The organism is Guyparkeria hydrothermalis (assembly GCF_023555375.1).
Taxonomy (GTDB): Bacteria; Pseudomonadota; Gammaproteobacteria; order Halothiobacillales; family Halothiobacillaceae; genus Guyparkeria; species Guyparkeria hydrothermalis.
This window is the reverse complement of sequence record NZ_JAJSEE010000001.1, coordinates 98,149-122,935: the sequence shown is the minus strand read 5'-3', so window position 1 is coordinate 122,935 and position 24,787 is coordinate 98,149. Positions and strand designations below refer to the sequence as shown.

Annotated in this window: 19 protein-coding genes; 10 read left to right on the top strand and 9 right to left on the bottom strand. The window is 66.9% G+C overall.

Features of this window, described 5'->3' with window-relative positions; genetic code table 11:
- Positions 1 to 11: 11 nt before the first annotated feature.
- Complete coding sequence (locus tag LV475_RS00545) at positions 12 to 608, bottom strand: LemA family protein (protein WP_136867132.1); 597 nt, start codon at positions 606 to 608, stop codon at positions 12 to 14.
- A 233-nt stretch (positions 609 to 841) separates the two neighbouring features.
- Here LV475_RS00545 and djlA point away from each other — a divergent pair, with 233 nt between their 5' ends.
- The 3 genes from djlA to LV475_RS00530 all read left to right on the top strand — a co-directional run bounded on the left by djlA (position 842) and on the right by LV475_RS00530 (position 3,541).
- The gene (djlA, locus tag LV475_RS00540; protein WP_136867131.1) at positions 842 to 1,624 is read left to right on the top strand and encodes a co-chaperone DjlA; all 783 of its coding nucleotides are present in this window, start codon (positions 842 to 844) and stop codon (positions 1,622 to 1,624) included.
- 31 nt (positions 1,625 to 1,655) lie between these two features.
- Entirely contained in the window at positions 1,656 to 2,108 is a 453-nt protein-coding gene (locus LV475_RS00535; protein ID WP_136867130.1) for a CopD family protein, read from the top strand.
- A gap of 392 nt (positions 2,109 to 2,500) precedes the next feature.
- Entirely contained in the window at positions 2,501 to 3,541 is a 1,041-nt protein-coding gene (locus LV475_RS00530; RefSeq protein ID WP_211238811.1) for a class I fructose-bisphosphate aldolase, read from the top strand.
- A 96-nt stretch (positions 3,542 to 3,637) separates the two neighbouring features.
- Here LV475_RS00530 and LV475_RS00525 read toward each other — a convergent pair whose 3' ends face one another.
- Positions 3,638 to 4,534 (bottom strand): DMT family transporter, encoded by an 897-nt coding sequence (locus tag LV475_RS00525; protein ID WP_136867128.1) that lies wholly within the window; start codon positions 4,532 to 4,534, stop codon positions 3,638 to 3,640.
- A gap of 235 nt (positions 4,535 to 4,769) precedes the next feature.
- On the opposite strand from LV475_RS00525, the gene LV475_RS00520 reads away from it, so the two are divergent.
- Positions 4,770 to 5,117 carry a 4a-hydroxytetrahydrobiopterin dehydratase gene (locus tag LV475_RS00520; protein WP_136867127.1) on the top strand — a complete coding sequence of 116 codons (348 nt, stop codon included), beginning with the start codon at positions 4,770 to 4,772 and terminating at the stop codon, positions 5,115 to 5,117.
- Positions 5,118 to 5,200: 83 nt separating this feature from the next.
- Here LV475_RS00520 and LV475_RS00515 read toward each other — a convergent pair whose 3' ends face one another.
- Positions 5,201 to 5,407, bottom strand: a complete 207-nt coding sequence (locus LV475_RS00515) for a dodecin family protein (protein WP_231505741.1) — start codon at positions 5,405 to 5,407, stop codon at positions 5,201 to 5,203.
- Between the two features lie 180 nt (positions 5,408 to 5,587).
- Here LV475_RS00515 and LV475_RS11105 point away from each other — a divergent pair, with 180 nt between their 5' ends.
- Positions 5,588 to 6,424 carry a ZIP family metal transporter gene (locus LV475_RS11105; RefSeq protein ID WP_211238806.1) on the top strand — a complete coding sequence of 279 codons (837 nt, stop codon included), beginning with the start codon at positions 5,588 to 5,590 and terminating at the stop codon, positions 6,422 to 6,424.
- A 202-nt stretch (positions 6,425 to 6,626) separates the two neighbouring features.
- On the opposite strand, the gene LV475_RS00505 is transcribed toward LV475_RS11105, so the two are convergent.
- Genes LV475_RS00505 through trpB form a run of 3 tightly spaced genes read right to left on the bottom strand, consistent with a single transcriptional unit; the run spans position 6,627 to position 9,991 of the window.
- The gene (locus LV475_RS00505) at positions 6,627 to 7,565 is read right to left on the bottom strand and encodes a zinc transporter ZntB (RefSeq protein ID WP_136867552.1); all 939 of its coding nucleotides are present in this window, start codon (positions 7,563 to 7,565) and stop codon (positions 6,627 to 6,629) included.
- A gap of 28 nt (positions 7,566 to 7,593) precedes the next feature.
- Positions 7,594 to 8,805, bottom strand: coding sequence for a formate-dependent phosphoribosylglycinamide formyltransferase (gene purT, locus LV475_RS00500; RefSeq protein ID WP_136867551.1), 1,212 nt, complete (start codon positions 8,803 to 8,805; stop codon positions 7,594 to 7,596).
- On the bottom strand, positions 8,798 to 9,991 hold the full coding sequence (trpB, locus tag LV475_RS00495) for a tryptophan synthase subunit beta (RefSeq protein ID WP_136867550.1): 1,194 nt from the start codon (positions 9,989 to 9,991) through the stop codon (positions 8,798 to 8,800). The genes purT and trpB overlap by 8 nt, the downstream gene beginning before the upstream one ends.
- A 259-nt stretch (positions 9,992 to 10,250) precedes the next feature.
- Here trpB and LV475_RS00490 point away from each other — a divergent pair, with 259 nt between their 5' ends.
- Both LV475_RS00490 and LV475_RS00485 read left to right on the top strand, forming a co-directional pair.
- Positions 10,251 to 11,552, top strand: coding sequence for a methyl-accepting chemotaxis protein (locus LV475_RS00490; protein ID WP_136867549.1), 1,302 nt, complete (start codon positions 10,251 to 10,253; stop codon positions 11,550 to 11,552).
- Positions 11,553 to 11,732: 180 nt separating this feature from the next.
- Complete coding sequence (locus LV475_RS00485) at positions 11,733 to 14,075, top strand: diguanylate cyclase domain-containing protein (RefSeq protein WP_136867548.1); 2,343 nt, start codon at positions 11,733 to 11,735, stop codon at positions 14,073 to 14,075.
- Positions 14,076 to 14,163: 88 nt separating this feature from the next.
- Here LV475_RS00485 and LV475_RS00480 read toward each other — a convergent pair whose 3' ends face one another.
- The gene (locus LV475_RS00480) at positions 14,164 to 15,357 is read right to left on the bottom strand and encodes an ammonium transporter (protein WP_136867547.1); all 1,194 of its coding nucleotides are present in this window, start codon (positions 15,355 to 15,357) and stop codon (positions 14,164 to 14,166) included.
- 226 nt (positions 15,358 to 15,583) lie between these two features.
- On the opposite strand from LV475_RS00480, the gene LV475_RS00475 reads away from it, so the two are divergent.
- Positions 15,584 to 17,584, top strand: coding sequence for a protein-L-isoaspartate(D-aspartate) O-methyltransferase (locus LV475_RS00475; RefSeq protein ID WP_136867546.1), 2,001 nt, complete (start codon positions 15,584 to 15,586; stop codon positions 17,582 to 17,584).
- A 7-nt stretch (positions 17,585 to 17,591) separates the two neighbouring features.
- On the opposite strand, the gene LV475_RS00470 is transcribed toward LV475_RS00475, so the two are convergent.
- Positions 17,592 to 19,073: a phospholipase D family protein gene (locus tag LV475_RS00470; protein ID WP_136867545.1), complete on the bottom strand. Its 1,482-nt coding sequence runs from the start codon at positions 19,071 to 19,073 to the stop codon at positions 17,592 to 17,594.
- Positions 19,074 to 19,429: 356 nt separating this feature from the next.
- Between LV475_RS00470 and katG the strand changes: the two genes are divergently transcribed.
- Positions 19,430 to 21,649, top strand: coding sequence for a catalase/peroxidase HPI (gene katG / locus LV475_RS00465; protein ID WP_136867544.1), 2,220 nt, complete (start codon positions 19,430 to 19,432; stop codon positions 21,647 to 21,649).
- A gap of 174 nt (positions 21,650 to 21,823) precedes the next feature.
- Here the strand turns inward: katG and LV475_RS00460 are convergent, their stop codons facing one another.
- Positions 21,824 to 23,614 (bottom strand): Na/Pi cotransporter family protein, encoded by a 1,791-nt coding sequence (locus LV475_RS00460; RefSeq protein WP_136867543.1) that lies wholly within the window; start codon positions 23,612 to 23,614, stop codon positions 21,824 to 21,826.
- Between the two features lie 428 nt (positions 23,615 to 24,042).
- On the opposite strand from LV475_RS00460, the gene LV475_RS00455 reads away from it, so the two are divergent.
- A complete protein-coding gene (locus LV475_RS00455) occupies positions 24,043 to 24,717 on the top strand; it encodes a hypothetical protein (protein WP_136867542.1) in 675 nt (224 codons plus the stop codon).
- Positions 24,718 to 24,787: the final 70 nt, after the last annotated feature.

Below are 24,787 nucleotides of genomic sequence, written 5' to 3'. Positions count from 1 at the left end.
CGTCGGTCGACTCAGAAGCTGACCTCAGGGGCCTTCTGGATGGCCTCGCTGTCCTCGAACTCGAGCAACCGGGCGTCTTGGCCGTGGCCGACCAGCTTGCCGATCATCACCGGCGGGAAGGAGCGGCGATACTCGTTGTACTTCTGCACCAGGTCGTTGTAGGCCTGGCGGGCGTAGGCGACCCGGTTTTCCGTGGTGGCCAGTTCCTCGGAGAGCTGGCGCATGTTGGCGTCGGCCTTGAGATCCGGGTAGGCCTCGAAGGTGGCGTTCAAGCGGCCCAGACCGCTGTTGAGCGCGGATTCGGCCCGGGAGAGCAGGTCCATGGTCTCCGGGTTGCCCGGGCGGTCATGCGCGGCCTCGACGGCCTTCTCGGCCGCGGCGCGCGCCTCGGTCACCTCCGTGAGTACCGAGGCCTCGTGCTCGAGGTAGCCCTTGGCCGTGTTGACCAGGTTGGGAATCAGGTCGTGGCGGCGCTTGAGCTGGGTTTCGATCTGGGCGAAACCGTTCTCGTACTGGGTCTGGTACGAGGTCAGCTTGTTGTAGACGTGGATGACGTAGACGACGGCGATCGCCACGATGCCGATCACGATCCAGGTTTCAGTTCCCATGGCGGCAGTCTCCCTGTTGAGCGCGACGCGGGTCGCGGGCCGTGTGGATCCGGGGTGGATGGACCCGCCCGAGTGTACCTGTCTCGCGGGACGGTTGGGATGGGATTCGGGCATCGATCCGCCCCGCCGGGCGGGGGTGGCATGTCAGCGGGACGTCGGAACCTGGGCGGTGGCAGGACCAGGCGCACTCGTTTTTGGCACACTGCACGTTCGGTTCACTAATGGGATGACGCATGTCCTGGATTGGAAAGCTGGCGGGGGCCGGCATCGGCTACTGGATCTTCGGGTGGATTGGCGCAGGCATCGGGCTGTTGCTGGGGCACTTTCTCGATCGTTTCGTCGGCCGGATCAAGCGCGTCGGCGGGCGACTGCTCGAGGTGCAACAGACCTTCTTCGAGACCACCTTCACGGTGCTCGGTCACGTCTGCAAGGCCGACGGCCAGGTCACGCAGGCGGAGATTCGTGCCGCCGAGCAAATCATGACGCAGATGCGCCTGACCAAGGGGCGTCGCAAGCGGGCGATCGAGGCGTTCAACCGCGGCAAGGCGCGTGACTTCGACCCCGACGAGAGCATCCGTCGCTTCGTGCGCGTTTGTGGCAGCCAGCCGACGCTGCTGCGCGTGTTCCTGGAAATCCAGATCCAGGCGGCGTTCGCCGACGGTCAGATCGCGCCGGCCGAGCGCGAGGCTTTGTTGCGCATCGCCCACGCCCTCGGCGTCTCGGATGCGGACTTCTCCCGGCTCGAGGCACTGTTGGCCGGACATTACCAGCGTGGCCCGGGGGCGCCGACCACGGCCGCGGCGCTGGAAAACGCCTACCAGGCGCTAGGCGTGACGCGCTCGGCGACCGACGCCGAGGTCAAGCGTGCCTATCGGAAGTTGATGAGCGAGCATCACCCGGACAAGCTGATCGCCAAGGGGCTGCCCGACTCGATGGTGGAGCTCGCCAAGGAGCGCAGCCAGGAAATCCAGAACGCCTACGAGACCGTCCGTCGGTCACGACAGGCCAACACCTGACACGACCCCATAAACGCAGAGGAATGACGACATGACCGGTTTGCTCAAGGTAATCCATCTGTTGGCCGCGGTCCTTTGGATCGGCGGCGTGTTCTACGCCTACGTGATTCTGCGCCCGTCGGTGGGCTTTCTCTCCGGCCCCGAGCGGGTCTCGCTCTGGGATCGGGTGTTCACTCGTTTCTTCCGCTGGGTGTGGGTGCTGATCGCCGCCCTGTTGATCAGCGGCTACGGCCTGCTGTTCTCCAGCTTCGGCGGGTTTGCCTCGCCGGGCTACCTGCACGGCATGCAGCTGTTCGGCTGGCTGACCATCATCGCCTTCGTGGTGCTCGCCTTCGGGCCGTACCGGCAACTGCACCTGGCCGTGGCCGCCGAGGACTGGTCGCGTGCCGGGGAGATGATCCCGCGGATCCGCCGGCTGGTGCACATCATCATGTGGCTGGGTCTGGTGAGCATCGCGATCGGCGGGGGCGGTGCGTACCTCTAAGGTGGCGCGTGGCGCGTGGCGCGTGCCGGATTGAAAAACCGGCCCGCGAGGGGCTATTGTCTCGGGAAACTCTTCACGATTCGATGACGTCTCTGCGGGACCTCCAAGGGCCCAGATGCAAGGCGCAGTCCGCCGTGAAGGGCCGTGGCCCTTTACAAGGGCTGCAACGCCGCAGATGGGCCCTTGGAGGCCCGCCCGGACGGGGCTCGCGGGTTTGTTCGCACTCGGCGTTACCGTCCCTCGACGGGCAACGAGCCCGTCTTCGGTCCGGTGCCTTGATTGCGGACAAACCCGCAAGCCAGAGATGCCATCGAATCGTGAAGAGTTTCCCTAGGGCGGTCACTTTTCACGACACGATTTCATTCACGGAATCAAGGAGTTCGCGCATGACCATGTATCGTCCCGAGAAGGCCGACGAGTTGATCCAGACAGCCAAGGCGATGGTCGCCCCCGGCAAGGGCATACTGGCCATCGACGAAAGCAACGGCACCTGCAACAAGCGCTTCGAGGCCGTCGGCATCGAGCCCACCGAGCAGAAGCGGCGAGAGTACCGCGAGCTGCTGCTGACCACGCCGAACCTCGAGGAATACGTCAGCGGGGCGATCCTCTACGACGAGACGATTCGCCAGTCCACGGCGGACGGCAAGTCCTTCATCGACGTGATGCGCGAGCGAGGCCAAGTGGTCGGCATCAAGGTTGACACCGGTGCCAAGCCGCTCGCCGGTTCGGACGGCGAGAAGGTCACCGAGGGCCTCGACGGGCTGCGCGAGCGCCTCGCCGAGTACTACGAGATGGGCGCGCGCTTTGCCAAGTGGCGTGCGGTGATCGCGATCGACACGGCGAAGGGCCTGCCGACCCGTGGCTGCATCGAGGCCAACGCCCACGCCCTGGCGCGCTACGCTGCGCTGTGCCAGGAGGCGGGGGTGGTGCCGATCATCGAGCCCGAGGTGCTGATCGACGGCGATCACGACATCACCACCTGCGAGCGGGTCACCGAGGAGGAGCTCAATGAGGTCTTCCGCCAGCTCTATCACCAGAACGTCATGCTCGAGGGCGTGATCCTCAAGACCAGCATGGTGATCTCGGGCAAGGGCGCCTCGAACCGTGCCGGCGTCGACGAGGTGGCCGATCGCACCGTCGAGACCCTGCGTCGCACCGTGCCGGCCGCACTCGGTGGCGTGGTGTTCCTCTCCGGTGGTCAGGGCGTCGAGGAATCCACCGCGCACCTGAACGCCATGCACACCCGCCACGGCGATCGCCTGCCGTGGCCGCTGACCTTCTCCTATGCCCGAGCCATCCAGGGCCCGGCGCTCAACTACTGGAAGGGCGAGCCGGGCAACGTGGCCGAGGCACAGCAGCGCGCCTTGACGCGGGCGAAGTACAACGGCCTGGCGAGCCTCGGCAAGTACAGCGAGGACATGGAAAGCGCCTGATACGGGCGGTCCCTCAACTCAATACGACAATCCCGCCATCTGGCGGGATTTTTTTGGTCTGCGCAACGGCTTTCCTGCGCGTGTCTGGTGGGGCGGTCAGGGGTGCGCCTCGACCGGCCGCTCGCGGATCACCACCAGGCCCGCGGCAACGATGATCAGGCCGCCGAGGATCGTGAAGGCATCCGGCCATTCACTGAAGATCAGCCAGCCGAGCAGGGTGGCGCCGAAGATCTCGAGGTACTGCAGCGGCGCGAGCAGGCTGGCGTCGCTGCGGGCGAAGGCCATCGCGATCAGCACGTGGGCAAAGGCCGCGAGCACGCCGGCGGTGGCCAGCCAGACCCATTGTGAGGGGCTGGGCATCGCCCAATGGGTGAGCGACCAGTCGAAGCCCTGGCCGAACAGGATGAAGCCCAGCATGATCGCTGATGCGGCCGCGCCCACCCAGAATTGCAGCACCAGGGCATCCCGCGGGCGAGGGGCGCTGGCCCAGGCGCGGGTGGCGGTCAGATAGCCCGCATAGCAGGCCGCCGCCGCGATGGGGAGCAGGGAGGCCAGCCCGTAGGCGCTCCAGTTCGGACGCAGGATGACCACGGCACCGGCCAGTCCGCCCAGTACCCCGATCCAGCGCCGAATGGTGATGCGCTCGCCCAGGAACAGGGCGGAGAAGATGACCAGGATCAACGGCTCGACAAAGAACAACGCGATGTTGTTGGCAAGCGGCAGGTGGGCCAGCCCCCAGAACAGAAACAGGATCGAGGCGGCAATCAATGTGCCGAGCAGTAGATGGAGGGCCCGAAGGCGACCGCCGGCCCGATAGATGGCGAGGAACGGCAGCAGGAAAAGGGTCTGGAACACGAATCGCAGCCAGGCGATCTCGCCGACCGACAGCTCGGCCGAGAGCCACTTGGCGATGGTGTCCGACATCGGGATGGTCAGGACGGCGAGGGCCATCAGGATCAGGCCCAGCCGATGGTGGTGTTGTGTTTCGGTCATCGTGCACCTCGGTGTACGGAGAGCGGCACGACTTCAATATCACTGGGGCCAACGAAGGGAATGAGTGGCCGCGTCGTGCCGCAATTGTTTAGATAGCTATACAAACTAACACGCCGTGTCGAATAAGGACAGCGATGGACGAGGGCACTGCCGTTGCCTACAGTCCGGTGACGTTGTTGCCGCCCCGAATTGGGCGGCGCGTCCCGAGTTTCGACGTCGACGAGGTAAGAAACGCATGAGCGAACTGGCAGCGAACCACTGCGAGGCCTGTCGGGCCGATGCGCCCACCCTGGACGACAACGAGATCGCCTCGTTGCAGAAGGAGTTGCGGGATGACTGGCAGGTGGTCACACGCGACGGGGTACGGCAGCTCGAGCGCGTGTTCCGTTTCGACGACTTTGCGAGCGCCCTGGCGTTTACCAACGCCGTGGGCGAGATCGCCGAGTCGGAGGGACACCATCCCGCGTTGCTGACCGAGTGGGGCCGGGTGACCGTCACGTGGTGGAGCCACAAGATCCGCGGCCTGCACCGCAACGATTTCATCATGGCCGCGCGCACCGACAAGGTGGCCGCCGAACAGTAGGGCGGTGGAGGGCCTGATCGACGCACGAAAAAACCGGCCCCCAGTGCGCAGGGCCGGTCGGTCCTTTCGCTTCGCCTTTTCGCTCAGTCGAGCTCGAAGGTGATCTTGGCGTTGATCCGGTACCTGGTGATGCGGTTGTCCTCAACCTTGGCCTCGAAGTCCTTGATGTAGATCGACTTGATGCCGTGGATGCTGCGGCTGGCCTTGGCGATCGCCTGGTTGGCGGCGTCTTCCCAGGACTGCTCGGATTCGGCCAACACTTCGATGACCTTCAGCATGTCGTTGCTCATGGCTCACCTCCTTTCATGTGGGTTTGGCGAGTACCATCAATAGCTTAGACGACAAGGCGGGATCACGTGCGTGGCCGGTCGTCGTAACGCGTCGGGCTGCTCGGCTATGATGTTGACGAACTAGGGGAGGGATCGGATGCGCGGCGAATGCCGGTGTGAAACCAATGCAGGGCAGACGGTGTGATCGACTGGCTTCTCGCGCCATGGCAGGCCTTTCTGAACGCCTCGCCGATCATGCAGGCCCTGGTCGCCACGCTGTTCACCTGGGGCATGACCGCGGCCGGCGCCTCGCCGGTGTTCTTTACCGACCGGGAAAACCGGCGTTTGCTCGACATCCTGCTCGGTTTCACCGGGGGGGTGATGATTGCCGCCAGTTTCTGGTCGCTGCTGGCGCCGTCCATCGAGATGGCGGGCGAGCTTGCCGTGCCGGCGTGGTTTCCGGCGGCGGTCGGCTTTGCGCTGGGGGCGGCGTTCCTGCGTGGAGCCGACTGGATCCTGCCCCACCTTCACCTCAACGCCCCCATGCACGAGGCCGAAGGCGTCCCCACCACCTGGCGGCGAACGACCCTGCTGGTGCTGGCGATCACCCTGCACAACATCCCGGAGGGGCTGGCGATCGGCGTGGCCTTCGGCGCGCTCGCCCACGGACTTGACCAGGCCAGCCTCGGTGGTGCGATTGCCCTGGCCGTGGGCATTGGTATCCAGAATTTCCCCGAGGGCATGGCGGTTGCCATGCCGCTGCGCCGCGAGGGGATGAGCCGGAGAAAGAGTTTCTGGTACGGGCAGCTGTCCGGCGTGGTCGAACCCATCGCGGGGGTGATCGGCGCGGCCGCGGTGCTGTTCTGGCAGCCCATCCTGCCGTACGCGCTTGCCTTTGCCGCCGGGGCGATGATCTTCGTGGTGGTCGAGGAGGTGATCCCCGAGGCGCAGCGCAGCGGCCACGCCGATGCCGCCACGCTGGGCGTGATCGGGGGGTTCATCGTGATGATGGTGCTGGACGTGGCGCTGGGTAGCTAGTAGGGAAACTCTGCACGAATGGCACGCCGCTCTGCGTGCCTTGATCCGGCCAGATGCAAGGCGCGCCCTATGGGGCCTGTCGAGCCGCCATTTTCCGCGTTGCGTCGCCTCGATGTGGCCACGGAGCGTACCGGCGACGACTCGTCTTGTTCTTACAACGGCTCGCCAGGCCAGAGTGGTATGGCATTCGTGCAGAGGTTCCCTAGAACCAGCGGCGTCGCTTGAGCCACACGCCCAGCCCGACCCCGATCGCGGCGATCAGCAGCACCACCCACCAGAAGCCCATCGGGGTCTCCACCCAGGGCATGCCGCCCACGTTGATGCCGAACAGCCCCGTCACGAAACCCAGCGGCAGGAAGATCGCCGCCACGATCGACAGGATGTACATGCGGGTGTTGAGCTGATCGGACAGCCGCGTGAGCAGTTGCTCGTGGATCATGGCGCCGCGCTCGCGGGCCATGTCCAGGTCCTCGACCAGGCGCGTGAGCGCGTCGGCCTGTTCGCGGATGCGGCCGCGATCCAGCGAGGCGAGAAGGGGCCGGTTGATGGTCGACAGGCGGGCCAGCGCGTCCCGCTGCGGCGCGAGATAGCGGCGGATGACGATGATGCTGCGGCGGATCTGGCCGATCCGGCCGCGCAGTTCGCGGTCGGCGCCGTCGAGCAGTTGCGCCTCGAGATCGTCGATTTCCTCCTCGATCGACTCGATCAGCTCGTCCGTGCGCTCGGCCAGGCCCTCGACCAGTTCCATCAGCAGGTCGGCCAGCGTCGTGGGCCCGGTGCCGCGCTCGAGCTGGTCAATGATCCCCTCGACGGTGCGCAGCGGATAACGCGAGGTGCTGATCAGCCGCTCGCCGTCGAACCACAACCGCAGCGAGATCATGTCCTCGGGACGGCTGCCGGCATTGAGGTTCACGCCGCGCAGGATCAGGATCAGGCCGTTGTCGTGCTCGACCACGCGCGGGCGCGTGTCCTCGGCGAGCAGGCTGTCGGCGACCAGCTCGTCGACACCGGCCTCGTCCTCGAGCCAGGCCCGGTCGTCGGCGTCCTCCCAGTTGAAGCGCACCCAGGTGCCGGCCGGTTGCTGCTGCGGGCCGGCCCGACCGCCGCTGCCATCGAGGCGAATACTCTGACGCGTACTCATCGGCGTTTCTCCCGAATGCGCGAGGGGCTCACGGCTTGAGCTGGATCGAGCCGGCCGAGCGACGGGCACGCTCGCGCGCCTGCTCGATCGACTCGCCTCGGGCCAGCGCCACGCCCAGGCGGCGCTTGCCGGAGACGACGGGCTTGCCGAACAGCCGCAGTTCCGTGCCGGGTTCGGTCAGCGCGGCCGCCGTCCCGGTCAGTACCGGGTGTCTGCTCTCGCCCTCGCGCACGATGGCACAGGAGGCCGACGGGCCGCGCTGGGCGATCTCGTGCACCGGGAGACCCAGCATCGCCCGTAGGTGCAAGGCGAATTCCGACAGGTCCTGCGAGACCAGGGTCACCAGCCCCGTGTCGTGCGGGCGCGGCGAGACCTCGCTGAACCAGACCTGGTCGTCCTTGACGAACAGCTCCACACCGAAGATCCCGTAGCCGCCCAGTTCCTCGACGATGGTACGCGATATCTCCCCGGCCCGTGCCAGCGCGGTCTCGCTCATCGGGTGCGGCTGCCAGCTCTCGCGGTAATCACCGTCGACCTGGGTGTGACCGATTGGCGGGCAGAGGGTGATGCCGCCGCGATGGCGGACGGTGAGCAGGGTGATCTCGTAGTCGAAGTCGATGAACGATTCGACGATCACCCGGCCCCGTCCCGCCCGGCCGCCGGACTGGGCGAATTCCCAGGCGCGCAGTGCCGCGCCCGGCTCGCGCACCAGCGACTGGCCCTTGCCCGACGAGCTCATCACCGGCTTGACCACGCAGGGCGTGCCGATCTGATCGATGGCATCGAGGAACTGCGCTTCGGTCTCGGCGAAGGCGAACCGGCTGGTCGGCAGGGAGAGGGTCTCGGCGGCCAGTCGGCGGATGCCCTCGCGGTCCATGGTCAGCCGCGCGGCGCGGGCGTTCGGGGTGACCACGAAGCCCTGTGCCTCGAGCTCGAGCAGGGTGGCGGTGGCGATCGCCTCGATTTCCGGGACGATCAAGGCCGGCATCTCCTGGGTGATCACGCTCTTCAAGGCCGCACCGTCGAGCATGTCGATCACGTGCGAGCGATGCGCGACCTGCATGGCCGGCGCATTGGCGTAGCGGTCGACCGCGATCACCTCCAGGCCCAGTCGCTGGGCCTCGATGGCAACCTCCTTGCCGAGCTCGCCGGCACCCAGGAGCATCAGGCGGACCGCCTCGGGCGAGCCGGGGGCGCCCAGTTGCGCCGCGCGGGTGTCGATGCTGCCGTGATCAGCCATGACCGAAATGCTCCGTGACGTAGTCGATGTCCTTGTCGCCGCGCCCGGAGAGGTTGGCCAGGATGGTGGTGCCGGGGTTCTCCCGACCGAACTTCATCGCCCAGGCGATCGCGTGAGCCGATTCCAGGGCCGGGATGATGCCCTCGCGCCGCGAGATCTTGTAGAAGGCGTCCAGGGTCTCGTCGTCGCTGATCGCGTGGTAGTTCACCCGACCGGAGGTCTTGAGGTAGGAATGCTCGGGGCCGACACCGGGGTAGTCCAGCCCCGAGGCGATCGAGTGCACCGGCGCCGGGTTGCCTTCCTCGTCACTCAGGAGCAGGCACTTAAAGCCGTGGATCATGCCCGGCTTGCCGAAGGTCATGGTCGCCGAGTGCTGGCCGAGCTCGGTGCCCTTGCCCAGCGGCTCGACGCCATGGAGCTGCACGTCGTCATCGTCGATAAAGCCCGCGAAGATCCCCAGGGCGTTGGAGCCGCCACCGACGCAGGCGGTGACGTGGTCCGGCAGCTCGCCGGTCATCTCCAGGTATTGCTCGCGCGCCTCGAGGCCCATCACCGACTGGAAGTTGCGCACCATCTGCGGGAAGGGGTGCGGGCCGACCACCGAGCCGATCGCGAAGATCGCCTCGTCGGCCTGCGAGAGATAACTCTGGAAGGCCGAGTCCACCGCTTCCTTCAAGCTGCGGCCACCGAAGCCCACCGGCACCACGTTGGCCCCGAGCAGCTTCATGCGCGTGACGTTGGGCGCCTCCTTGGCGATGTCGATCTCGCCCATGTGGATCTCGCATTCCATGCCGAAGTAGGCCGCCGCGGTCGCCAGGGCCACGCCGTGCTGCCCGGCGCCGGTCTCGGCGATCAGCTTCTTCTTGCCCATGTGCTTGGCGAGCAGCGCCTCGCCCATGCAGTGGTTGAGCTTGTGCGCGCCGGAGTGGTTGAGGTCCTCGCGCTTGAAGTAGAGGTGCGCGCCGACATCGGCACTGAGGTTGTGCGCGTAGTAAACCGGGGTGGGGCGGCCCTGGTAGTGCTTGCGGATGTAGCGCAGTTCGTTGAGGAAGTCGGCCGAGCGCATCAGGCGCCGGTAGGCCTGCTCGATCTCGGCGAAGTGCGGTTCGAGCTCGGGGGGAAGAAAAGCGCCTCCAAATTCACCGAAGTAGCCTTCCTTGTTCGGAAAATCCTTGAGATAAGACATTCAAACTCCCTGCCAAGTGATTGGGTTGCGTGCCTGCATGATCCAACGCCGGGCAGGCGTTGCCAAGCCCGACGGCGAACCGGATGGCGGAATGGCATTCCTCGAGCCGTTCGTCCCGGTTGTCGTGGTCTTTCCGGTCCTGCCTTCCCCATTGGGGTGCATAAAGTTCTGCATAACCTATACAAGAGGTATACAATACCGATACAAACACGCCGGCCGACGCACCCGTCGGGTGCGAGCCGGTCGGGAGGAATCGAAGATGTTCAATCGTCGTCTGCACCACGAACTGGCCGAGTGCCAGGACCAGCTGCGCCAACGAAACGCCGTATTGGATGCGGTGCGCGATTCGGTCGCCTACATCGAGTTCAGCCCGGATGGTCATGTGCTGGACGTCAACGCGCGTTTTCTCGAGACGGTCGGGCGATCACGTGGCGAGGTGATCGGGGCGCACCACCGCCTGTTCTGCGACGACGATTACGCCGCATCCACCGCCTACCAGCGGTTCTGGGAGATCCTGCGCAGCGGGGAGTCGCACTCCGGGACCTTCCCGCGGGTGACGGCAGGCGGTGATCGCCTTTGGCTGGAGGCCACCTATTTCCCGGTCAAGTCGGCGGACGGCCGGGTCGAGCGGGTGGTCAAGATCGCCTCGGACGTGACCGAGCGGGCCGAAGAGCTGCGCGAACACGAGGCGATGTTCAAGGCGCTGGATCGATCCATGGCGGTGATCTCGTTCACCCCGGACGGCACGATCATCGACGCCAATCGCAATTTCCTCGACACGGTGGGGTACTCGCGCGAGCAGGTGCGCGGCAAACACCACCGGATGTTCTGCGACGACGCCTTCTATCGCGAGCACCCGGATTTCTGGTCGGAGCTGGCCGACGGGGCGTTTCGCTCCGGCCGTTTCCGCCGCTATCGCGCCAACGGCGCGGAGGTCTGGCTGGAGGCCACCTACAACCCGATCTTCGATGAGGACGGACGCGTGGAAAAAGTGATCAAGTTCGCCACCGACGTGACCGAGGCGGTGCTGGCCGCCGAGCAGACGCGGGACGCCTCGTCGGTTGCCTACTCGACCGCCCAGCAGACCGCCGACATCGCCGCGCGCGGTGCCGACTCGCTGCGCACGTCGATCGAGACCTCCGAGCAGATCCGCGACCTGATTGCCGAGGCCAAGGCGGTGATCGGCAACCTCAACGACGAATCCAAGAACATCGAGACCATCGTCGCTACCATCAGCGCCGTGGCCGACCAGACCAACCTGCTGGCGCTGAACGCCGCGATCGAGGCGGCCCGTGCCGGCGAGCAGGGGCGGGGGTTCGCCGTGGTGGCCGACGAGGTGCGCCAGCTGGCCGCGCGCACCAGTGCCGCGACCGGTGAGATCGCCGAGGTCATCCGGGGCAACCTCGACTACACCGGCGACATCGTCCAGCGCATCGAAAACGCCAGCCGGGTGGCCGACCTGGGCCGGGAACAGGTCCGATCGGTCGAGGCGATCGTCGAGGAAATCCGCGAAGGCGCGTCTCACGTCCTCGACTCGGTCTCGTCGATCCCGCGCGGGTAATTCCATCGATCCGGTCTGCCGCCCCCAAAGCGATCGATAGGGGGTAATTGAACCCTTGGTCCACGGCGCGCCCCGGTGAACGCTCAGGCCCGGGGGCGCCACAAGTTGTAAGCTCGCCCCAGCACCAGCTCCCGGGGCGGGTACGTCGTCCCGGTGCAAGCGACCACCGACGGACGACGGATGCCGCTGAACCACGCCCCCATCAGACGCCTCTACCTTCGCCATGCGCTGGTCATCCTGACCGTGCTGGTGGGGTTTGCCGTGCTGGTGTGGACGTTCGTCGATTCGCATCGCGACCTCAAGCGCTCGCTGGCCAAGGAGACCTTGAATCACCTGGCGATGGAGTACGACCTCCTCAAGAGCTACCAGCGCACGCTGGCAGACGAGGTGGTCACCGATCACCTGCGTACACCGGTGGTACTCGAGCTCATGCACCGGGCGGCGAGCACGGAGGACCCGGCCGAGCGCGCACGCCTGCGCGAGCAACTCCATGCCCGGCTGGAGCCGGTCTACAAGCGGATGCGCGAGAACGGGTTTCGCCAGCTGCACTACCACCTGCCCGGCGCGGTGAGTTTCCTGCGCTTTCATCGCCCGGACGCGTTCGGCGACGATCTCTGGGACGTGCGTGCCGGCCTGCGATTGGTCAACGAGACCCGACGCCCCGTGTTCGGCTTCGAGGAAGGTCGGGTCTACAACGGCTTTCGTCACATCTACCCGTTGCTGCACGAAGGCGAGTTCGTGGGCTCGGTCGAGGCCTCGTTCTCGTTTCGCACCTTCCTGCTCCACCACGTCGATCTCGATGCCAGCCTGTATCGGCTGATCCTGCCGCAGTCGCTGGTCGACTCGACGGTCTGGAGCGAGCCGCGCGAACGCTACTACGCGGGCACCCCGCTGCATCCGGACTACCTGCGTGACAAGGAGGCCGATCCCTTCAGCAACCCGGCCCTGTTGCCGCCGGCGGGCAACTGGAGCGAATCCGAGGTGGACGCGCTGGAAGCCGCCGTGGCCGATCGAGCCGCGGAGAAGCTTCCCGAGGGGCGGGCGTTCTCGCTGGTCACGCTTGCCCCCAGCCCGGTGGTGATCTCATTCCTGCCGGTCGAGAACACGCTCGGCGACTCGGCGGCCTGGATCATGCGTTTTCAGCGGGCGCCCGAGGCGGCGGTCTCGTGGGGCTGGATGTGGCTCAAGATCGCGATCGCCCTGGGCTTGTTGCTGCTGGTCATCGCAACCCTGCTGGTGCTCGATCGGCGGGATTACCTCGGCAACCGCGCGCGGGCGCAACTGCTTGCCGATCTGCACGAGGAACACCAACGTCTCCAGCAGGCGCAGTGGATCGCCCGTTTGGGCAGCTGGGAATCGGACGGCCCGAATGGCGAGATCCGTTGGTCGGACCAGGTGTACGACATCTTCGGGGTCTCTCCGGGATCCTTCCGACCCACCCACGAGTCGTTCATGGCGTTGGTGCACCCGGCCGACCGCGACCGGGTGGCCGAGGCCGCCGAACACTCGTTCGCCACCGGCGCTCCCTACGTGATCGAGCATCGCATCCTGCGCCCGGACGGGCAGGTGCGCCACGTGCTGGAGCGCGGCGTGGTGGAGACCGGCGCAGATCGCCGCGAGCGCATGATCGGCACCGTTCAGGACGTCAGTGAGCAGCGTGCGCTGGCGGAAAGCCGACTGGAATCCGAGGCGATCATCGAGTCGGCGCACGAGGCGATCTTCGTCTGCGACACCGAGGGGCTCGTGCAACGTTGCAACGCCTCGTTCCGGCGACTGGTCGGCGTGGACGAGACGCAGTCCACGTCCCTGCACGTGCAGACGATCTTTGCCAGTACCGCTCGCGACGATGCCGTCGACCTTCCCGCCGCCTGGCGCGAGGCGCGGGAACAGGGCTCCTGGGAAGGCGAACTGATGCTGCTCGATCGGAAACGGGGCGAGCGCACGCCGGTGTTGCTCTCGCTGACGGCACTGACCCTCGACTGGGGGGAACGCCGGCTGGTCGGGCTGTTCAGCGACATCAGCGACATCCACGATCGCGAGCGGCGCATGTGGTACCGGGCCCATCACGATCCGCTCACAGGCGCGGCCAACCGGGTGCTGTTCCACGAGCGCCTGACTCGCGCGATCGCCGAGGCCGAGCGCCACGGCGACCTGGTCGCGGTGCTCTACCTCGACCTGGACGACTTCAAGCCGATCAACGACACCCATGGCCACGACGTGGGGGACCAGGTGCTGGTCACCCTGGTGCGTCGGCTGCAGGAGGCGACACGCGAGACCGACAGCGTGGCGCGTCTCGGTGGCGACGAATTCGCGGTGCTGGTTGTGCGTCCGGCCGATGCCGAGGACGTACGCACCGTCGCCGAAAAGCTCGGCGAGGTGGTCGAGCGGTCGATCACGCTCGACGGGCTGACCGTGCGGGTTACGGTCAGTATTGGTTCGGCGGTCTACCCGACCGACGGCACGACGCCGGAGGCCTTGCTGCAGGCCGCCGACGAGGCCATGTACCAGCAAAAGGCCCGGTAACGCGCTGGCGTCACCGGGCCTTCGATCGACGCCCGGATGCCCGGGCGGCCTGCATTGGCGTTGGGTCCGTGCCGGACCGGGTGTCGAATCAGCTTCCGTTGGGCGGGGTGGCGCTGATGCGATGGATCGACAGGTCCGCGCCCTCGAACTCCTGTTCTTCGGTCAGGCGGATGCCGACGCTGCGCTTGAGCAGCCAGTAGACGAGAAAGCCGCCGGCCAGCGCGATGGAAACGCCCACCGTGGTGCCGATCAGCTGCGAAACCAGGCTCACGCCGCCCATGCCGCCAAGCGCCTCCAGCCCGAAGATGCCGGCGGCAATCGCGCCCCAGGCGCCGCACAGCCCGTGCAGTGGCCACACGCCCAGCACGTCGTCGATCTTCCAGCGGTTCTGGGTGAGGATGAACGTCGCGACGAACAGGGCACCGGCAATCGCGCCGATCGCGAGTGCGCCCAGCGGGTGGACGATGTCCGAGCCAGCGCAGATGGCCACCAGCCCGGCCAGCGGACCGTTGTGGACGAAGCCCGGGTCATTGCGACCGACGAACAGGGCGGCGAGCACGCCGCCGACCATCGCCATCAGCGAGTTGAGCGCGACCAACCCCGAGACCGCCTCGACCGACTGGGCCGACATGACGTTGAACCCGAACCAGCCCACGGTCAGGATCCAGGCACCCAGGGCGAGAAACGGGATGCTCGACGGCGGGTGGGCGGCCATGCCGTGCTTGCCGTAGCGCCCGCGACGCGCCCCCAGCAGCAAGACCGCGGCCAGGGCGATCCAGCCGCCCATGCCATGCACCACCATGGAGCCGGCGAAGTCGTGGAAGCCGGCCCCGAAGGTGGATTCCAGCCAGCCCTGCAGGCCGAACCGGCCGTTCCAGACCATGCCCTCGTAGACCGGGTAGATGAACGCCACGATCAGGAAGGTCGCCGCGAGCACCGGGTAGAACTTGGCCCGCTCGGCGATGCCGCCGGAGACGATGGCCGGGATGGCGGCGGCGAAGGTCAACAGGAAGAAGAACTTCACCAGCTCGTAGCCGTTGCCGACATTGAGCTCGGCGGCCGCGGCGTAGAAGTCCATCCCGTAGGCGATCGAGTAGCCGATGAAGAAGTAGGCGATCGTCGCGACGGCGAAATCGGCGATGATCTTGACCAGGGCGTTGACCTGGTTCTTCTCGCGCACCGTGCCCACCTCGAGAAAGGCGAAGCCGGCGTGCATGGCCAGCACCATGGCCGCACCGATCAAGAGAAAGAAGGTGTTCGCACCGTCCTGAAACGTTTCCATCGAAGTCTCCGGTCTGAAGGGTTGCTTGCACCATAGGCAGGAATCGTTCCATGGCCACATGCCGCATTAAGGGGCAGTCGACCGGCAACGAATGCGTCTCTCTGGTGCAGAGACGCCCATGCATGCACAACCGGGGTGCAAAAACGGCGGCGGGCGTCGTTCGATAGTGCATTGACTATGCTCACCTGACCTCGTGTTCCATGACGGTTCCCGTCGGGGGTGAGCCATGACCGATTCAGACTGGAAATTCCGTCGCGAGACGATGGTTGAACACCAGGTGCGAGCTCGAGGCGTCCGATCACCCCAGGTGCTCGAGGCGATGCGGCAGGTGCCACGCGAGGCGTTCGTGCCGCAGGACCTGCGCGAGTTCGCCTACGAGGACACCGCGCTGCCGATCGCCGCCGGTCAGACCATTACCCAGCCCTGGGTGGTCGCGATGATGATCGAGGCGCTCGATCTCAAGGGGGGTGAGCGCGTGCTCGACATCGGTACCGGCTCGGGTTACGCCGCGGCGGTAGTCGCGCGGATCGCCGCCGCGGTGTACAGCATCGAGCGCATCGGGGAGCTCGCCACCCAGGCGCGTCGCGCGTTGAGCGACCAGGGGGTTGGGAATGTCGAGGTGCGCGAGGGCGACGGGTCGCTGGGCTGGCCCGAGGCGGCGCCCTTCGATGCAATCATGGTGGCCGCGGCGAGCCCCGGTGTCCCGGATCGACTCAAGCGCCAGCTGGCGATTGGCGGCCGATTGGTGATCCCGGTGGGTGAGGACGACGAGGCGCAGGAGCTGGTGCGGATCACGCGCCTGGGCGAGAACGCGTATCGCACCGAGGATCTGGCCGACGTGAGCTTCCTCCCGCTGTTGGGCGAGGCCGGCCGGGACGAGGCTCGCGCCCGTTCGCCGCGGGCCGGCCCGCGCACGATGTCGCCACGCGATCAGTCACTCGGTCGCCGCATGGCGGCGGTGGCCGAAGGGTTCGATGCGGTCGACGACCTGCCGCTGGACGGCCTGCTGGAGCGCATCGGCGACTCGCGTCTGGTGCTGATCGGCGAGGCCTCCCACGGCACCTCGGAGTTCTACCGCGCCCGCCAACGGATTACCCGGGCGCTGATCGAGGCGAAGGGGTTCGATTTCGTCGCCATCGAGGGCGACTGGCCCGATGCCGCCCGCATCGATCACTACGTGCGACACGCCGAGTACCCGCCATCCGAATGGACCGCTTTTGCCCGGTTTCCCACCTGGATGTGGCGCAACGCGGAGGTGCGCGGGTTCGTCGACTGGTTGCGCGAGCACAATGCCGATCGGGCGCCCGCCGATCGTGTCGCCTTTCACGGCCTGGACCTCTACAGCCTCTACAACTCGATCGCGGCCGTGCTCGACTACCTCGACGACGTCGACCCGGAGGCCGCCGCCGTTGCCCGGCAGCGCTACGGCTGCCTGACGCCCTTCGAACCCGACCCGGCCGACTATGCCCGGATGTCGCTGAGCCCAGGCTATGCCGGCTGCGAGCGACCGGTGGTGGCGATGCTGCGCGATCTGCAGCAACGTCACCGTCGGTACGCCGAGCAGGACGGCGACCGGTTCCTCGACGCGGTGCAGAATGCCCGCCTGATCGCCAACGCCGAGGAGTACTACCGCTCGATGTTCTACGGCTCGCGTAGTGCCTGGAACCTTCGCGATGGCCACATGTTCGAGACCCTCGAGGCGTTGCTGGCTCATCACGGCGAGGACAGCCGTGGCGTGGTCTGGGCGCACAACTCGCACGTGGGCGATGCACGGGCTACCGACATGTCGCGGCGCGGCGAATTCAATATCGGCCAGTTGTGTCGGGCCCGATTCGGCGAGGCCGTCTACTCGATCGGTTTCGGCACGGACACCGGCACGGTGGCGGCGGCCTCGAACTGGGACGAACCGATGGAGATCAAGACGTTGCGCCCGGCGTTGCCAGACAGCTACGAGCGTCTCTGCCACGAGACCGGTCGGGCCGGTTTCCTGTTGCCGCTGGGCCGGGGCGGCGACCCCCAGGTACGCCAGGGCTTGGCCGAGTCACGCCTGGAACGGGCGGTCGGGGTGATCTATCGTCCGGAAACCGAACGCGCCAGTCACTACTTTCACGCCGAGCTGCCGCGCCAGTTCGACGAGTACGTCTGGGTGGACCGCAGTCGGGCCGTGACGCCGCTGGACAGCCGAGCGCTCGAGGGTGCGGCGGATACGTATCCCTTCGGCCTGTGAGGCCCGGTCAGAACGTCGACAGGCCGGTCGCCTCCATCAGTCGGTAGCGCCAGTAACGCCACCACGAGTCGTCGGCGTACTCGGCAAAGGGCAGGCTGTGGTGCTCGCCGTTGGTGTTGCACCAGCGCGTATCGAAAAAGGCCATGGCCTCGCGGAGCGCCGGGTGATCGGGCGGGGCCTGCCATTCGACGTTGGTCTCCATGTTGAAGTTGTCGAGGTTGCGGCGGGTGAAATTCGCCGACCCGAGCAGCAGCCGACCGGAGCCATCGGCCTGGCGATGGAGCAGCATCTTGCTGTGACACTGCTCGCCGCGCGTATCGCACCAGCGCACCGGGACGCCCGCTCGGTGCAACTCCATTCCGACCGGCCGGTTGGGGATGCCGCTCTTTTCCCGGCCGAAGGCATCGTGGTTGGCGTCGAGCAGCACGCGCAGCGCCACCCCGCGTGCGGCTGCCTGCTTGAGGGCATCGATCACCTCCCGGTGCGAGAGGTAGAACATCGCCAGGTCCAGTCGCTCGCCGTCCTCCGCCGCCTGGATCATTGCGACGGCGGCCTCGCGGATACGTGCCTCGGTCAGTACCCGTAACCGTCCTTCCTTCGAGTCGAGGGGGTCGCCCCGCGGGGGCGAGGGGAGGGCGAAGGCGCGCTCGGCGCCGGACAGCTCGGCGGCGGCCTGCTCGGTCGCTAGCAGGTCCAGGGCGGCCGGGCCGGCAAACCGCAGGGCGACGTTGCCATGCCGGCTGCTCGCGTCATGCGGGTTGGCCGAGGTCACCAGCCCGATCCATTGCTCCCCCCGATCGGCGATCACGGTCTTGCGGTGGTTGGCCTTGAAATTGAGCAGCCGCATCCACGCGGCGAGCGTGGCGCCACGGTCCTCGGCCAGGGGGTTGGGCAGCCATCCGGCGCCGGGTTCGCTCTCCAGCCATCGGCAGCACAGCCGCCACAACCCGGACCACAAGGGGTTCGGATCGCGCAGACGGTCGAGGTCGGTAGTGATGACCCGAACCCCCTCATCTCGCAGTTTGCCGAGGTGGTCAGCGGCCACACCGCCGTACGCGGTATTGACCGGGTCGGTGATCAGCACGGCCTTGAGATCGGGCTGTCGGCCTCGCTGGTCGATCAGCGCCTGGGTCAGCTCGGTCGACAGCGGGCGATGACCGTCACCGGTCTCGCCGGCGAAATCGTTGAACAGGAACATGTCGAGGACGAGCAGCCGTTGCGACCCGACGATCATTTCCCGGATCGCATCGAATATCCGCTGGTCGCTGACGCGCGTCCCGTCGGGCGCCGTGTAGGTCGTGTCGGCGAGAAAGCGCACCTCCTCGGCGGGGACCCACGGCGTGGCCACGTCCAGCCCGCCGGGCATGGGCTTGTAGACATGCCAGGCGCCCATGGCCAGCCAGGCGATCAGCCCGATCGAGAGCAGGGCAATCAGGCTGCGCTTGCCGGGACGGTAGCGGCGGTGGCGGGGCGGCTGAGGTGGGTGCATGTCGGGCCTCGGTATGGATTCGGACCCCTCACCTGAGCGTTACCTGGCGGGGCTTGATCGGAATGCTACACGCTTGCCAGGTAATCGGGCTCGGGGGCCACGACCTTCCTTTTTCGGGCGGCGTGGTGCCGCGGTGGTGGCGATAGGCCGTAACTATTGAACGCCAAGGAAAAATCAATTTGCAGGCGGTGGACGGGAGGCCTAAGTTCGATCACTGATTCGGTGGCGCATGGATCCCTGGGGTTCCGGTGCCGCTGTCGTTTTCCCGGCGGACACCCGTCGGGCGTTTCGCATCAGCGAACCCGGAGAGTCGGCCGTGCAAGGCGGACCTCTGCCAAGACCACGAGGAGTAGGAAATGGGCGAGAACGCGAACGCAGGCAAGTGTCCGGTCATGCATGGCAGCCGCACCAAGATGGGCGGCGGCGGTGGTGGTGCCAAGGATTGGTGGCCTAACCAGCTCAACCTCGGCATCCTGCACCAGCACACGGGCGTGTCCAATCCGCTGGGCGAGGATTTCGACTACGCCGAGGAATTCAAGAAACTCGACCTCGAGGCGGTCAAGAAGGATCTCGTCGACCTGATGACCGACTCGAAGGAATGGTGGCCGGCCGATTACGGTCACTACGGCCCGTTCCTGATCCGCATGGCCTGGCACTCGGCGGGCACCTACCGCACCGCCGACGGGCGCGGCGGCGCCTCCACCGGCAACCAGCGCTTCGCGCCGATCAACAGCTGGCCGGACAACGCCAACCTCGACAAGGCCCGCCGCCTGCTGTGGCCGATCAAGCAGAAATACGGCAACAAGCTCTCCTGGGCGGACCTCTACATCCTCGCCGGCAACATGGCGCTCGAGTCCATGGGCCTCAAGACCTTCGGCTTCGGCGGCGGTCGCGTGGACATCTGGGCACCGGAAGAGGACATCTACTGGGGCGCCGAGGAGGAGTGGCTCGCGACCAGCGACGCGCCGCACAGCCGGTACTCCGGTGACCGTGAGCTGGAAAATCCGCTCGCCGCCGTGCAGATGGGCCTGATCTACGTCAACCCGGAAGGCCCGGACGGCGAGCCCGACCCGCTCGCCTCGGCGCGGGACATCCGCGAGACCTTCGAGCGCATGGCGATGAACGACTACGAGACCGTCGCCCTGACCGCCGGCGGCCACACCTTCGGCAAGGTCCACGGCGCCGGTGATGCCGCGCTCGTCGGCCCGGAGCCCGAGGCCGCGCCGATCGAGGAGATGGGCTTCGGCTGGAAGAGCCGCTATGGCAGCGGCAAGGGCCGCGACACCATCACCAGCGGGCTGGAAGGGTCCTGGACGCCGACCCCGACCCAATGGGACATGACCTACCTGGACGTGCTGTTCGGCTACGACTGGGAGCTGACCAAGAGCCCGGCCGGCGCCTGGCAGTGGACGCCCAAGAACCTGGCCGAGAAGGATCACGCCCCGGATGCCGAGGACCCGAACCGGCGGGTCGGCATCATGATGAGCACCGCCGACATGGCGATGCGCGAGGACCCCGAGTACCACAAGATCGCCAAGCACTTCCACGAGAACCCGGAGGAGTTCGCCGATGCCTTTGCCCGGGCCTGGTTCAAGCTCACTCACCGCGACATGGGCCCGAAGGACTGCTACCTCGGCCCGGACGTGCCGGACGAGGACCTGATCTGGCAGGACCCGGTGCCGCCGGTCGATCACGTGCTGATCGACGAGCAGGACGCCGAGGACCTCAAGGCGGCCATCCTGGATGCCGGGCTGGGCGTGCGCGAGCTGGTCTACACCGCCTGGTCGTCGGCCTGCACCTTCCGCGGCTCGGACAAGCGCGGCGGGGCCAATGGCGCTCGAATCCGCCTGGCGCCGCAGAAGGACTGGGAGGTCAACGAGCCCGAGCAGCTCGCCCGCGTGCTCAAGACCCTCGAGGGCATCCAGAAGGAATTCAACGACGCGCAGTACGGCGGCAAGCGCGTGTCGCTGGCCGACCTGATCGTGCTGGGCGGCGCGGCGGCCATCGAGCTGGCCTCCTGGGATGCCGGTTACCCGGTCGAGGTGCCGTTCGCGCCGGGTCGGACCGACGCGACCGACGAGCAGACCGATGCCGATTCCTTCGATCCGATGAAGCCCGAGGCCGACGGGTTCCGCAACTACCGTCGCGCCAAGTTCACCGTCTCCGACGAGGAAATGCTGATCGACCGCGCCCAGCTGTTGGGCCTGTCGGCACCGGAAATGACCGCCCTGGTCGGCGGCATGCGGGTGCTGGGCGCGAACCACGGGGAGAGCAAGCACGGCGTGTTCACCGACGAGCCGGGCACCCTGACCAACGATTTCTTCGTCAATCTGACCGACATGGACACGGTCTGGAAGCCCACCGAGGCGGACGAGGACATCTACGAGGGGCGCGACCGCAAGACCGGCGAACTCAAGTGGACCGGCACGCGCGTCGACCTGGTGTTCGGTTCGAACTCGCAACTGCGGGCGATCGCCGAGGCCTATGCCCAGGACGACGCCGGCGGGCGGTTCGTGCACGACTTCGTCGCGGCCTGGAACAAGGTGATGAATGCCGGGCGCTGCGACCTCGGCTGACCGCTAGGCTGCCGCCGGCAACGCCGGCGAGCATGTTCGACAAGGGCCACCGATCCACTGGGTCGGTGGCCTTTTTGTTGCTCCCGGGTATAGGCCTCATGCCATGGGCGTCAGATTGTGCGGCCAAGGCGTCCCCCGGAGGCAGCGGCAGTGAGCCGGCTGCCGTTTTTCGCCTTACCGTGGCCTGTCGGATTCCTCGTCCCGGTCGCCCGAGCCTGACTGTCCCATCGTATCCGCTAACTCGGCGGGCTCTGCCGTCGTCGGGGTGGCGGCGTTGGTCATCTCCATGACGGCGTCGTCCCGGTAGGTGTCGGTGTCCTCGGGGCGCGCACCCTCGTCACGGTGCTGGTAAAGCTGCTTGCGCAGACGGCGGGTGTACTTCGCCGCCTTGTAGGACTGGTCGACGATGCGCCGGACGTGGCTCAACTCGTCGAGCCGGGCGACCATCTGGCGCACGGGCAGGCGGTCGTCGGCGCCGGCGCGCAACAACAGCGCCTTGAGCGCCTGGTAGTCGTCAGCGAAGTCCTTGATCGCGCGCTTGATCGGCTTCATCTCGAAGCCCTCGGCGTCCGGGTCGGCCAGGGCGAGGAAGTGCGCCGTCTCGCGGCGGAACTCGGTGAGTGCCTCGGCGATTGCCGGGTCGGTGGGCGCGGTCAGGGTGGCCTCGAGCTTGGCGATCTCCTCGACGTGTTCGGCGATGTCGCCGTAGTAGCGGCTGATGCGCATGGCCAGCGGGAAGCCCTCGGCGATCGAGGCGGGGATCTCGCCGTACTGGGCCCGGTTGGAAAATTCCACGCAGGCGAGGATCAGCCGGTCAACGATGGCGCGGTCACGGTGCAGCCGATCGATGGCCGCCGAGCCCTCCATGCTCACCACGTCACGCGCGCCACGCCGGGCGATCTCGCCGATGCGCTTCAATTCCATGTTCAGCGCATCGAGCGCGAGGTCCGGGGTGCTGGCGATGTGGCGGTCGAGATGCCGTGGCTGACCCTCGTCTTCCTCGGCGCTGCGAAACCGCGTCTCGAGGAACGACACCAGCCGTGGTGTCAGTGGCCAGAATATCGCCATGCCCAGCAGCTTGGTGGTGGTGTGGAAGATCGCGAGCGAGGTGGCCGGGCCCGGCTCCAGGCGCATCAGTTGCGCGGTCTGCGCCACCAGCCAGAGCAGGGCGGGCAATGAGACAAAGGCGACGATGCCGACCACCACGTTGAACAGCACGTGGGCCACCGCGGCGCGCTTGGCCGAAGAGGTCGCGCCGATGACCGCGAACAGGGCCGTCGAGGTGGTGCCGACGTTCGCACCGATCACCATGGCGGCCGCCGCGGTCAACGGGATCAGGCCGGTGCCGGCCGCCGTGAGCGTGATCGCGAGCGAGGCACTCGACGAGTTCATCACCACGGTCATGACCACGCCGATGGCGACGAACATCAGCAGGCTCAGTATGCCGTTGCCCGTGTGGTCGGCGAGGTCGAAGCCCTGACCGAAATCGCCGAACGCGGTCTTGAGCACGTCCAGCCCCAGGAAGAAGATGCCGAAGCCGGTCAGGGCATCCCCCAGGTAGGCGCGTCGCTTGCCCTGGCCGGTGACTCGCAGCAGCATGCCGATGGCCACCGCCGGCAGGGCGAGGGCCTGCAGATCGACCTTGAAGCCGACCAGCGCGACCAGCCACGAGGTGGCCGTGGTGCCGATGTTGCTGCCGATGATCACGCCGATCGCCTGGAACAGCGTCAGCAGACCGGCATTGACGAAGCCGACCGTGGCGAAGATCACGGCCGACGAGGATTGCACCACCGCCGTGATGCCGATGCCGGAGACGATGCCGCGTGGGGTGGTGGCCGTGCCGCGGGCGAGTATCTCGCGCAGGGCATCGCCGGCGGCGACCTTGAGGCCGTCGGTCATCAGGCGCATGCCCAGCAGAAACAGGCCCACGCCGCCCAGGAAGGTGAGTATCAGGTGAAGGTTCATGGGGTCATGATAGCTAGGGAAACTCTGCACGATTCGATGGCATCTCTGGCTCGCGGGTTTGTTCGCAATCGAGACGCCGGACCGAAGGCGGGCTTATTGCCCGTCGAGGGACGGCAACGACGAGTGCGGGCAAACCCGCGAGCCCCGTCCGGGCGGGCCTCCAAGGGCCCATCTGCGGCGTTGCAGCCCTTGTAAAGGGCGACGGCCCTTCACGGCGGACTGTGCCTTGCATCTGGACCCTTGGAGGTCCCGCAGAGACGTCATCGAATCGTGCAGAGTTTCCCGAGGAAACCCTGCACGAATGAATGCCAAGCCCCGCCGGGCGCGCGGGACGGGTGCTAGACTCCGCTTCCCCGTCAACACCCTGATCGGCCGGGCGTCTGTCAATCCGAGGACGACTGGTCGTTGCGCGAGACCGTGAGGTTGCCATGCCCCGTCGTATCGTCCTGATGCCCTTGTTGCTGGCCGGCATCGGCCTGTCCGCACTCCTGACCGGCTGCCAGGCCGAGGTGGAGGCCGAACTCCGGGTCAGCGACATCAGGGATCGGGAAACCCGCGGGCTGTTCGCCACCAGCCGGGTCGGCACGGACGACTGCGATCGCGGCCCCCGGAGCAACGTGCGCGACGGGAGCGCGGGCTGGACCACCTGGGTGCTCTCCGGCGTGTTTCCGGACACCCGTTACCGCGCCTGCCGCGTGACCGACTCAGGCGCCGAGACCACATTTCGCAACATGTTCGTCTTCGATGCCATGCCCGGCGAGGCGCTGGGCGGGCTGTCGCACGTGAACGTCAAGTTGCACGAGCAGACGCTCTCGGTCGGCTTGCCGGACTACGTGCAGGGCAACATCGAGCGGGTGCGTGGCCAGACCGGGTTGGATGACAACCCGCGGATCACCACCCGGCTGACGCTGGTGAACAACGAGGACGACGCATTCGTCTACCGGCTGGCCCGCTACGAGGACGGCGGACAGGCCGACTGGAGCGAGTCGCGTGTACTCGAGGCCGGTACCCGGGTGTCGCTCGACTACCCGGCCGCGCTGGCCGAGCAGGTGCTGGTCGACGGGCGGGCACCGTTGTTGCGGATCGAGTCGGGCGACGACTGAGCCCCCGGCCGAATCGATTCGACCGAATCGGTCGAGGGCTGTCGGGCAGCGCTGAACGCGAGTGCCCGTC

Excerpts from the sequence above, each read along its gene's own strand:
- LV475_RS00530 (WP_211238811.1), top strand. The coding sequence starts at position 2,501 with ATGTATCGTCCCGAGAAGGCCGACGAGTTGATCCAGACAGCCAAGGCG.
- LV475_RS00490 (WP_136867549.1), top strand. The coding sequence starts at position 10,251 with ATGTTCAATCGTCGTCTGCACCACGAACTGGCCGAGTGCCAGGACCAG.
- LV475_RS00505 (WP_136867552.1), bottom strand. The coding sequence starts at position 7,565 with ATGAGTACGCGTCAGAGTATTCGCCTCGATGGCAGCGGCGGTCGGGCC.
- LV475_RS00545 (WP_136867132.1), bottom strand. The coding sequence starts at position 608 with ATGGGAACTGAAACCTGGATCGTGATCGGCATCGTGGCGATCGCCGTC.
- LV475_RS00475 (WP_136867546.1), top strand. The coding sequence starts at position 15,584 with ATGACCGATTCAGACTGGAAATTCCGTCGCGAGACGATGGTTGAACAC.
- LV475_RS00520 (WP_136867127.1), top strand. The coding sequence starts at position 4,770 with ATGAGCGAACTGGCAGCGAACCACTGCGAGGCCTGTCGGGCCGATGCG.
- LV475_RS00470 (WP_136867545.1), bottom strand. The coding sequence starts at position 19,073 with ATGCACCCACCTCAGCCGCCCCGCCACCGCCGCTACCGTCCCGGCAAG.
- djlA (WP_136867131.1), top strand. The coding sequence starts at position 842 with ATGTCCTGGATTGGAAAGCTGGCGGGGGCCGGCATCGGCTACTGGATC.
- LV475_RS00535 (WP_136867130.1), top strand. The coding sequence starts at position 1,656 with ATGACCGGTTTGCTCAAGGTAATCCATCTGTTGGCCGCGGTCCTTTGG.
- LV475_RS00480 (WP_136867547.1), bottom strand. The coding sequence starts at position 15,357 with ATGGAAACGTTTCAGGACGGTGCGAACACCTTCTTTCTCTTGATCGGT.
- LV475_RS00460 (WP_136867543.1), bottom strand. The coding sequence starts at position 23,614 with ATGAACCTTCACCTGATACTCACCTTCCTGGGCGGCGTGGGCCTGTTT.
- LV475_RS00515 (WP_231505741.1), bottom strand. The coding sequence starts at position 5,407 with ATGAGCAACGACATGCTGAAGGTCATCGAAGTGTTGGCCGAATCCGAG.
- LV475_RS00455 (WP_136867542.1), top strand. The coding sequence starts at position 24,043 with ATGCCCCGTCGTATCGTCCTGATGCCCTTGTTGCTGGCCGGCATCGGC.
- LV475_RS00485 (WP_136867548.1), top strand. The coding sequence starts at position 11,733 with ATGCCGCTGAACCACGCCCCCATCAGACGCCTCTACCTTCGCCATGCG.
- trpB (WP_136867550.1), bottom strand. The coding sequence starts at position 9,991 with ATGTCTTATCTCAAGGATTTTCCGAACAAGGAAGGCTACTTCGGTGAA.
- purT (WP_136867551.1), bottom strand. The coding sequence starts at position 8,805 with ATGGCTGATCACGGCAGCATCGACACCCGCGCGGCGCAACTGGGCGCC.
- LV475_RS00525 (WP_136867128.1), bottom strand. The coding sequence starts at position 4,534 with ATGACCGAAACACAACACCACCATCGGCTGGGCCTGATCCTGATGGCC.
- katG (WP_136867544.1), top strand. The coding sequence starts at position 19,430 with ATGGGCGAGAACGCGAACGCAGGCAAGTGTCCGGTCATGCATGGCAGC.